Below are 10,207 nucleotides of genomic sequence, written 5' to 3' on the forward strand. Positions count from 1 at the left end.
TTTCTCGTCTGTTACGATACAATTAATAGTATCATAGCTTCGAACAGTTGTCAACTTCTGCGAAGTTTTACTGGTTTAAAACCGCCGCTCTCTTTGCGACTTCTTAATATTACTTCTATTTTTATTAATAGTCAACCCATTTATTAAAGTATTATAAAATACTTAAGTAAAACCTCTATAGATATTTATCCTAAGAAACTCCTGTAATTATACATCCCTGAATTTTGTTTTGTATTATATAGTAAGAACTGCTTTTCTTAAGAACATTCCATTTCCGCTAATACATTTGTAAATAGCCACTTCTTCAGGTCTTTTTCAGGAACCCAAAACACAACATGACCTGTATCTCCCCAATCCATTTTTAATTCCTCACAAGTATCAACTGTAAGAAGATGCACCCATTCTCGTTCCATCTCATATTGGATCACTTCAACATGTCCAAAAAGCTTATGAACTGGTCTAAAGTATGTTTCATCAGTGTCTGAAACGAAATTCAACTGATGTTTTTTATTAAAGTCTTCCCACTTTACCCAGAAGTCCTGTTCCTCCTCTTCTAACGCTATCCATTCACTAGAAGGTATATCCCACTCAATTAATGTCATTAGGGAACAAGCAGGGAAGCACCCTTCTTTTTTCATTTTCTTTGGGTAATTGGTTCTTCTAAGAATAGAAGCATCTCCATTATAAAACAAAACTCGGCAAGCATCTTTTTGTGTTGGAAACCAATCTTCTTCATAAAGTGCCTCATTTGTCGAAGCAAAAAAGAAATAGAGCATCCCACTTTGCGGTACAGTTCTTTCTAAACTGAGCGGCATTTCAGGAAGTTCCGATAAATTCACCTGGCAAAGAAAAGAGAGCTGATGTTCTTCCTTTGCAGACCAAACAGGCCAATCGATGGATGGTGGAAGATCCGGCCTTCCTCCCATTTTAGATGATCCTATGGGAATGGTCTTTTCTTGCTTTACCCGCTTTGGCTTCAAACGAATAGAAGGTTTAATTCCTTGTTCGATAACTTCTTTATATTGTTCCAATCCACATTGCTGTAGCAGCTCAATAATTTGCTTTTTCAACTTTACCCCTCCATTTTGAATACTTTTATGAGCAGCTTTAAAGCAGGGCCAAATTGTAACTCAACTTAGTATGTAGAATCTGCTTATCTTTTTCCCTTTGTTTTTAATTGGGTTTGCTGTTTTTTAATTATGACTATACCACCGGCAGTTAATAGGCAGACTACACTGTGTATAATCAACAAGATCTTTACATCAGAATTCACATTCATCATAAACAGCCTTAACAATAATCCAGCCATAGAAGCAATAAATACATACCAAAGTAACTTCTCTCTTGATTTTAAGATTTCCATTCGAGTAGGATTTTGAGTTCTTTCCATAGATAGTTCTCCTTTATTCGCATATATGCGCTTAGTGTTATTTAACTTATTCGTAACTTCAATCTATTTTTCCTTTAACATTCATAAATTCAGTTCTTCAATTTAAATAAATTTTAAAAAAATACCATAAACTAATTGTTAAAGGTGGAGTGAGCTGATGAGAACGAAAGTCATATTTATAGTTCTATTCCTAATTGTATTTTCTGCAACCCAAGCCGAGGCATCCGTGTTTAGAGATACACGTGAAAATTATGAAAAAACAGGAAATGTAATCTGGGAAGTGAATACAAAGGAAAAAATAGTCGCCTTGACCTTTGATGATGGCCCTCATCCTATTTTTACACCGCAAATCCTTGATCTTTTGGCAAAATATAAAGCTAAAGCTACTTTCTTTGCAGCTGGTAATAAAGTAGAACGTTTTCCTGAGGTGTTAAAGAGGGTTGCTAAAGAAGGCCATGAAATTGCGAATCATACGTATAGTCACATATATAGCAGCAGAATCCCTGCTGAAAAATTGAAAGAGGAATTACTCAAGACAGATTCTATTATCAAAAATGTTACAGGACGACAGCCCACACTCTATCGTCCAGTTGGGGGCATGCATAACGATGTCATTATCGACACAGCTATTAAGAACGGTAAAACCGTCATCTTGTGGTCATGGCATATGGATTCGAAGGATTGGAGCAGACCACCCGCAGGGAAAATGTCAAAACAAATCATTACAGGCGTTAAACCGGGCAATATCATTCTTTTTCATGATTGGATAGGGAGTGAATATACCGAAACTTCACAGACGGTTGTGGCATTAGAAGATATTCTCAAATACCTTATAAAGAATGGCTATGAATGTGTAACCGTATCCGAAATGATGTACCGTTCATCAAATACACTTCCTGAGCCAATTGATCCTTATAATCTCAATAAAAAACAAACAGGCCTGTGACAGCCTATTTGTTTTTTTATTTATAGTCCTAATTTTTTCGCAATAATAACTTTCATGATTTCATTTGAGCCCGCATAAATAGGTCCAACTGCCACATCACGATAAAAGTGAGATATTCGGTATTCATCCATATACCCATATCCTCCATGAAGCTGCAGACAATCAGCTGAAATTCTCCGTGCCATGTCTGTAACCCACCATTTCGCCATAGATACTTCTGTGACAATATCCTCCTCGTTCATATGTTTACTAATTAAATCGTCTATAAAGGTTCGTCCTAGTTGAACTTGTGTAGCAATTTCAGCTAACTTAAACTGCGTGTTTTGAAATTTACTAATCTTTGTACCAAATGCTTCACGTCCCTTTACATATTCAATCGTGAGCTGAAGCATTTGTTCCGCCGCAACTTGTGCACCCAATGCAGCCATAATCCTTTCTTGCTGCAGCTTGTGCATTAAATAGTAAAACCCTTTTCCTTCTTCTCCAAGGAGATTCCCAGCAGGGATCACTACATCTTCAAAAATCAATTCTGCTGTATCTTGGCTGTGCTGCCCCATTTTCTTCAATTTTCTGCCGCGAGAAAAGCCTAGCGTATCGCCTTCTACTAAAAACAGGGATACTCCCTTATGTGCAGGAACCGCATTTGAATCTGTTTTACATGCAACCACGATTAAGTTGGCTAAAATTCCGTTTGAAATAAACGTCTTTTCTCCATTAATTATGTAGTGGTCTCCTTCTTTAACCGCAGTCGTTTTAATTTGAGCTAAATCTGATCCTGCTCCTGGTTCACTCATCGCAATCGCCGTAATGATTTGACCGTTGACACAGCCCGGGAGATATTTATGCTTTTGTTCTGCAGTACCAAACGTTGCTATATAAGGAACAACAATCGTGTTATGAAGACCAATTCCGCCTCCACCACCAACCCTTCCTAATTCTTCTGCTAAAATTATTGAAAAAGCAAAGTCTGCACCCAGTCCGCCGTACTCTTCATCTACCCAAGGACAAATAAATCCGTTTTTACCCATCTTGTCCCAGAATGATTGGGGAACCATTTGATTTTCTTCCCACTCTTCTGCATATGGTTTTGCTTCTTTTTCAAGAAACTTTCTAAGTGAATCGCGAAACATTAGATGTTCCTGAGTAAAATACGGCCGTTCTGTTTTAACGGGATTCCATGTTGCTGTTGTCATATTGTTTCCTCCTTTTAATGATTTCTTGAAGTATATATGCAACTTTTATGCCAAAAAATAAGAAGGCTATGACAAGCTTACTCCGAATAGAATTGTCCGTTTCTTTTTTAAAAGACAAAAATGTCCGGTATTCCGGACATTCTACATTTGGTGCTTTTTCAATTTTTCATACAGCACCGATCGACTTATGCCAAGAGTTTGTGCTGCTTTGGTTTTATTCCCACCCATTTTTATGAGTGCATTCTCTAATTCTTCACGTTCAATTTCTTGGATTACTCGCACCGATTCCCGAATAAAAGGCTGTTTAATCTGGAGATAATCCGGTAAATCCTTTATGCTGATTTTCCCAGTCTCTCTCATAACCATTGCTCGTTCGAGAGCATTACGTAATTCACGGATATTTCCGGGCCATCTATACTCTTTTAGACGTTCTATTACCTCTTCTTCCATCCCAGTAATCGTCATTTCAAGAAGGTGATTAAGTTGTTTTATCATGACATGAGCAAGAATAGGGATGTCTGTCTGTCGTTTTCTAAGTGCCGGCAAGGTAAAACTAATAACATTTAATCGATAATATAAATCTTCTCTAAACGTTTTATTGCGAATCATTTCTTCTAAAGGAGCATTCGTGGCCGATAGTAATCGAACATCCGCTTGAATTTGTTCATTGCTGCCCAATCGAAAAAAACCTTTACCTTCAATTACTCTTAACAGCTTAGCTTGCAGTGCCAAAGACATCTCGCCAATTTCATCTAGAAAAAGTGTTCCACCATGTGCTGCTTCCCACTTTCCCGTTTTGCCGCCTTTATCAGCTCCTGTAAATGCTCCTGATACATATCCGAACAGTTCAGATTCCAATAAATGTTCAGGAATCGACGCACAATTAATCACTATAAATGGTCCCTTTGATCGATTACTAGACTGATGGATGGCATGGGCAAACATTTCTTTGCCTGTGCCACTCTCCCCGCGCAATAGAACCGACGTTTTCTTTTTTGCTGCTTTTTCTTGCATGTTTTATTTAATTGTTTCAGTCCGGAATCACGAGTAATAATATCCTCCCAGACATACTGTGCTCTCTCGTGTATCCTCGCTGATCTCCCTTCCTCTTGGGCTGAATATTCTGATTTATTAACACATAAGATAACCTCCATCTGTTCACGTAAGTCCATGGTGGATTTTGATAAAGCTAAAACAAGGTCTCTTTGAGTTAATAATCCCGTAATCTTCTTCTCCTCATCTACAACTATTCCAGTACCAAAGGGAGAATTATTTATACCGGCTGCTTCAATTTTCATATCTGCAGGCAGTGACTGTACATCCTTAATTATATAGGGAGCAATGGGAGTATCTAGGGGGAACTCCTCAACAATAAGCTGCAAAAAGGCGCCGCGTGTAAAGACCCCTGCCAGTTTCCCCTCATGATCACCAATCGGAATGGTATTGTATCTCGTTGCGAGCATAAACTCTGCTGCGTCTTTCAGCGTAGCTGTTTTGGATAGATAGCTGTCTATCGTTTGCATTACATCATAAATTCTCACAGTTTCCTCCGTTCATTCCAAATATTTTTCGGTATTACGAGTATCGTAACGTGCCGTTATGCCACCGTCAAGCCAAAAAAATCCAAATTCTAACAAAAAAACCGAATACATTTTCTGCATTCGGTTTCGTGATTTTTTTATTATAATTGTATGGCTGGACCAAAAAATTCATAGTGAATCTGTTCTTGTGAAACACCCATATTTGTCAAAGCAGCGATCATGCTACGTAAGAAAGCAACTGGTCCGCAAAGATAGTAGTCTGTATTCATCTCATGTTCGAATTGACCTAAGAAGTCAGCATCTACATAACCGTGTTTACCAAAATGACGATCAGTTAAATCCTCGTCAGTCGGATTTGAATAAGCAAATGCTAAGCGATAATTAGTTAAAACTTCATTGTAAGAGTTCAATTCGTTTTTAAAAGCTTGAGCAGATCCATTTTGCGAAGCATGAATAAACGTGACGGGACGGCTCGGCTGTTGTTCAGCAACAGTTTGAATCATACTCATGAACGGCGTTATCCCAACTCCTCCACTAAGAAAGACAATCGGCTTAGCAGGTTGACCAAGATCCAACACGAAATCTCCAGCTGGAGCAGTCAACTCAACTGTGTCTCCAATGTTTACGTACTCATGTAAAAAGTTAGATGCTTTTCCTTCAGGTGTATTGGGAGCTGTTTCACGTTTGACAGAAATTCTAAAACTATCTTTTCCAGAAGCAGCTGATAAGCTGTACTGACGATTAACTAAATATTCCTCTCCAGGAACACGTAAACGAATAGTAATGTATTGGCCTGGTTTAAAGTCAGGCAAAACAACTCCATCAATTGGTTTTAAATAGAAAGACGTAATAACATTGCTTTCTTTCCTTCTATCTGCAATGACAAACTCTTTAAAATCAAGCCAGCCGCCTTTTTGTGAGCTTGCTTCCTCGTACATATCTTTTTCGATATCTATGAACACTCCGGCAATCACACCATAAGCATCGCCCCAAGCAGTAAGAATCTCTTCTGTGGCTGCATCTCCGAGAACTTCTTTAATCGCTTTTAGTAAATACTCACCGACTATCGGATAATGCTCAGGTTTAACCGCCAAGCTCCGGTGTTTTTGAGCAATTTGTTTCACAACGGGAAGAATTGTTTCCAGCTGATCGATATGCTTAGCTGCAGCCAAAACCGTGTTGGCCAATGCAGTTTGTTGACGACCTTTTTTTTGATTAGCTTGATTAAAAATATTTAATAATTCTGGGTAATTTTCAAATAACGTTTTATAAAATAAGGTTGTAATTTCATTCCCCTTTACTTCTAACGCGGGTACAGTCGATTTTATAATATTAATGGTTTGTTGCGATAACATGATGGTTCCCCCTCAATCTCAATAACATGTATATTTAATACATCTTTATAATAAGTTGTGACGTCTTGAAAAGCAATATATAAAATACTTCTTTTTGTTTTAACCTTCCTTCACGTTTATAAAGTTGTCACTTTTATGCTATGATAACGATACATGATTATCGAAAGGAACCTTATATGCGCTTAACTAGTTATTCAGATTTCTCATTACGAGTATTATTATATGTGGCTGTTAACAGTGAAAAATTGGTGACCATTAAAGAAATCTCAGAAGCTTATGAAATTTCTAGTAACCATTTAATGAAAATTATCTATAATCTAGGAAAAATGAATTATATAGAAACCATTCGTGGTCGTAATGGCGGCATTCGTCTATCAAGGCAGCCAGCTGACATTAACATTGGCGAGCTGATCCGTAAGACCGAGGAAGATTTCTATCTTGTAGAATGTTTTAAAGAGGACAATAATTGTGTCATAACCCCCGTTTGTTCCTTAAAGCATATGTTAAATGAGGCTCTAAACAGCTTCTTCCTTGTACTGGATAAATACACACTTGAAGATATTTTGACAAATAAATCGGTTCTTAAAGAATATTTCGATACTCGGACAGAAACGTAACGATTGACAATTCCTTTATTTTATTTGAGACAACGATTATTATTAAATTAAGTTTGATATACCTATATCAAATGGACTATAACTAGCTGGTGATAAAATGGAAAAAAATATAGAACATGTGCTGGAAAACCAATTATGCTTTCTACTTTATGCAAGTTCCCGGGAAATGACTAAAAAGTATAAACCACTCCTGGAAAAGCTTGATGTGACGTATCCACAATATCTTGTCCTGCTATTATTATGGGAACAAGATACCTTAACGGTAAAAAACTAGGTGATCTTCTTTCACTAGATTCCGGTACGTTAACACCCATGTTAAAACGAATGGAACAAAACGGCCTCCTTATTCGTGAACGCTCGACACAAGACGAACGATCTGTCCTCATCCGGTTAACTAAAAAAGGACTGAATTTACAAGAAGAGGCCTGTGTCATCCCCGAAATGATCGGCAAGATGTCTGGCGATGATAAGAATGAGATTGAAGATTTAAAATCATCCTTACTTGCTTTGCTAAAAACGTTACAGGCCTATTAAAGAGTTAGTGAGCAGATATGACTTTACACAGTCATATCTGTTTTTAAATTTAATAGAGCGAGCTCCCCTTGTTTGATTACGCGGCTGTTTAGGCAAATCATTGTCACCCCAATTAATATAATGCCGCTGCCAATAAACAAATAAGCGGCCGGTACAAGATCAAATAATAGCCCATATATAATCGTTCCAACTGGCATCATCCCCATCGCCATCATTTCAAGAATTCCAAATACCCGTCCGCGGTATTCTTCATCGATAGAGTTTTGCAGCATCACAAGGATTGGCGTATTCGTTAAAATGCCCAGTGAACCGAATAACAGCATAGCGATAGCGTAAAACGTAATCACTATCGGATAAGATAAAGAAAATATAAGTGGTAGTGCAAACGCTGCTATTAATAATGACAAGCCAAGAATCGCACACTTTGAAAACAATAAGGGATTTTTTACATTTGCACGGGATGCAAAATAAATCGATGTTAGGAGCATCCCAATAGCTCCTGCTGCTTCCACTATACCGATATGCTGCGGCCTTACCTTTAATTGTTCAAGCAGCACATAATCTCCACCAACATTTAAACAGGTGAAAAATAAATTTATCCAAAGACCTGTGAATAATATGCTTTTAATAACAGGCTTTTTCCTGATATAGTGCCATCCTTCTCGTAAGCTTCCCACCATCGTTTCCTCTTTTTCTCTAGGAGATTCTTCTCTTTTAAATAAGGTGAAATTCATTGTCGCTTCGAGCGCCGTGGTAATTATGAGTGCTGCTATATTGATGATTAAGAATAGTTGTATTGAAACAAATCCGAATAAAAGCCCGCCGACTATGGGTCCGCCAATGCCCGAAAACGAGTAGGAGATTTGGTTAAAGGACATCGCTTTTTGCATACGTCCCCCATCTACTAAATTTCCAAGAGAAGCAGAGAAAGCAACGCTTGAAAATGTAGAACAAACGGAATACATGACCGTCGTACAATAAATAGCCGGCAGTGATAGACCAAATAGAATCGAATAAATAAGCAGTCCGGTTATGGCTGCAGCTTCACCTAACTGTCCAACAATAACAAGTTTTTTACGAGAATATCGATCACCCATCACACCGGCAATTGGTGAAAAAACGATGCGTGGTACAATGCTGAAAATTAAGTTCGCTGCAAAGCTGAATGCCGACCCGGTCAGCGATAAAATATACATACTCATCCCAAATGCATACACATTTGCACCTAACGCAGAAACCATTTTACTAATTAAAAATGTCTTTAAATGATAGGTAGCTTTTTTAAATTTTTGTTCTTCATTCAATACAGTCACCTCATTTGTTTAATTTAATTAAACTTATGATAAACTATATTTCAGACTATTTCAATTATTTTTTTAATTTAATTAAACTTTTTTAAAAATATTTGTAATACTTCTCGAAAAAATGTTTAATTAAATTAAATGATTGATTTTAAGGAGTGGAAGGAATGAGCGAATTAGGCATCCGAATTAAAAAGATTCGAAAAGAAAAGAACCTTACACTGCAACAGCTCGCCGGAAATGGAATCTCCAAAGGTATGTTGAGTCTAATTGAAAACGGTAAAGCCCAGCCTTCCATGGAAAGTCTGCATTATATTGCAGAGCAGCTTGGCGTAGAGGTTTCCTCGCTGATTAATGGACGCTCAATAGAAGATTACCGAACCATACTCGCTGAAATTGAAGCGGATAGTAAAGAAATTCATTGGACAGAAGAAAATGATGAAGAAGTAATCCGCAGTATCTTAGCACGCACTGAACATTTGCAAGCTAAACTGACCTTTGATACATACGAAGAAATTCGGTTAAAGGAAATTTATTTACTTATGAACTATTATCAGTCGAAAAAATTAGATGATACTAGTTTTCATGAGGTAATGGACGGCTACGAAAGGATTCACGTCTACAATCGTTTGCTAAGGTGTTACCACTTTTTAGGAGAAATATCTTTTTCCCAGCAAGATTATCACAAAGCGCTTCAACTTATGAAGGAAGCAGAACAACGTGTACAACCGCATTGGTATTTAGTCAATCAGTTGTCCCAGCTTGATTTGTATTATGTATTAACCGTGTTATATGCGGCCATAAATGATCAAAAAAATACAGAGCATTACCTACAACAAGCGTTAGCTATAGCAAAGAACGAGAAAATATTTTATCGGCTGGATGACTTTTATCGGCTGCTCTTAATCCAAGCCATAAGTAAGCTTGATAAAGAAAAGAGTATGTTTTATTTGCACAAGCTTAAACTACTGGATGAATTTTCAGAGGATCCTCTAATGCATACATACGCAGCCTATTGTGAAATTCATTATGTAAATAATATCGAGCAGGATTATGAGTCTGTTCATTCATTAAATCAGGCTTTTTTTGAAGAAGACGAAGCTGAATTTGGCGGTTTCATGAGGGAGTTATTTATGTGTGAGGAGGCATATGCCTATTACATGCAAGAAGATTTTGAGTCAGCTATTGCTATATCGAAAGACTTGACGATCCCACTCTACTTGAATCATCCAATCGATTTATCCATTTTTTATCGAGTTTTTGCAGTACGTGCTCTTTGTTACCAGTCACTCAATAACATTGAAGCAGCAAAGCGTGATATTTTATATGC

Annotated in this window: 10 protein-coding genes and 1 pseudogene; 4 read left to right on the forward strand and 7 right to left on the reverse strand. The window is 37.4% G+C overall.

Annotated elements, in window-relative coordinates:
- Positions 1 to 257: 257 nt before the first annotated feature.
- Together WYK_RS04630 and WYK_RS04635 are read right to left on the reverse strand one after the other, a co-directional pair.
- A complete protein-coding gene (locus WYK_RS04630; RefSeq protein ID WP_040373428.1) occupies positions 258 to 1,070 on the reverse strand; it encodes a YwqG family protein in 813 nt (270 codons plus the stop codon).
- 83 nt (positions 1,071 to 1,153) lie between these two features.
- Positions 1,154 to 1,390: a hypothetical protein gene (locus WYK_RS04635; protein ID WP_040373429.1), complete on the reverse strand. Its 237-nt coding sequence runs from the start codon at positions 1,388 to 1,390 to the stop codon at positions 1,154 to 1,156.
- Between the two features lie 157 nt (positions 1,391 to 1,547).
- Here WYK_RS04635 and WYK_RS04640 point away from each other — a divergent pair, with 157 nt between their 5' ends.
- Complete coding sequence (locus WYK_RS04640) at positions 1,548 to 2,336, forward strand: polysaccharide deacetylase family protein (protein ID WP_040373430.1); 789 nt, start codon at positions 1,548 to 1,550, stop codon at positions 2,334 to 2,336.
- Positions 2,337 to 2,356: 20 nt separating this feature from the next.
- Here the strand turns inward: WYK_RS04640 and WYK_RS04645 are convergent, their stop codons facing one another.
- From WYK_RS04645 to hmpA, 4 genes are all read right to left on the reverse strand, one after another.
- A complete protein-coding gene (locus tag WYK_RS04645) occupies positions 2,357 to 3,529 on the reverse strand; it encodes an acyl-CoA dehydrogenase family protein (protein ID WP_040373431.1) in 1,173 nt (390 codons plus the stop codon).
- Positions 3,530 to 3,670: 141 nt separating this feature from the next.
- Positions 3,671 to 4,504 carry a sigma-54 interaction domain-containing protein gene (locus WYK_RS04650; RefSeq protein ID WP_161629104.1) on the reverse strand — a complete coding sequence of 278 codons (834 nt, stop codon included), beginning with the start codon at positions 4,502 to 4,504 and terminating at the stop codon, positions 3,671 to 3,673.
- The gene (locus tag WYK_RS23190) at positions 4,420 to 5,070 is read right to left on the reverse strand and encodes a CBS domain-containing protein (RefSeq protein WP_051387309.1); all 651 of its coding nucleotides are present in this window, start codon (positions 5,068 to 5,070) and stop codon (positions 4,420 to 4,422) included. The genes WYK_RS04650 and WYK_RS23190 overlap by 85 nt, the downstream gene beginning before the upstream one ends.
- A 140-nt stretch (positions 5,071 to 5,210) precedes the next feature.
- Entirely contained in the window at positions 5,211 to 6,425 is a 1,215-nt protein-coding gene (gene hmpA, locus WYK_RS04655; protein ID WP_040373432.1) for an NO-inducible flavohemoprotein, read from the reverse strand.
- Between the two features lie 176 nt (positions 6,426 to 6,601).
- Between hmpA and WYK_RS04660 the strand changes: the two genes are divergently transcribed.
- Together WYK_RS04660 and WYK_RS04665 are read left to right on the forward strand one after the other, a co-directional pair.
- Positions 6,602 to 7,042 (forward strand): RrF2 family transcriptional regulator, encoded by a 441-nt coding sequence (locus WYK_RS04660; RefSeq protein ID WP_040373433.1) that lies wholly within the window; start codon positions 6,602 to 6,604, stop codon positions 7,040 to 7,042.
- 97 nt (positions 7,043 to 7,139) lie between these two features.
- Positions 7,140 to 7,576: pseudogene (locus WYK_RS04665) on the forward strand (MarR family winged helix-turn-helix transcriptional regulator).
- 23 nt (positions 7,577 to 7,599) lie between these two features.
- Here the strand turns inward: WYK_RS04665 and WYK_RS04670 are convergent.
- Entirely contained in the window at positions 7,600 to 8,880 is a 1,281-nt protein-coding gene (locus tag WYK_RS04670; protein WP_040373434.1) for an MFS transporter, read from the reverse strand.
- 164 nt (positions 8,881 to 9,044) lie between these two features.
- Here WYK_RS04670 and WYK_RS04675 point away from each other — a divergent pair.
- Positions 9,045 to 10,207, forward strand: a 1,163-nt coding sequence (locus WYK_RS04675) for a helix-turn-helix domain-containing protein (protein ID WP_040373435.1), incomplete at its 3' end; no start/stop codon positions are given.

This window comes from Peribacillus psychrosaccharolyticus ATCC 23296, assembly GCF_000305495.1.
GTDB classification, from domain to species: domain Bacteria; phylum Bacillota; class Bacilli; order Bacillales; family DSM-1321; genus Peribacillus; species Peribacillus psychrosaccharolyticus.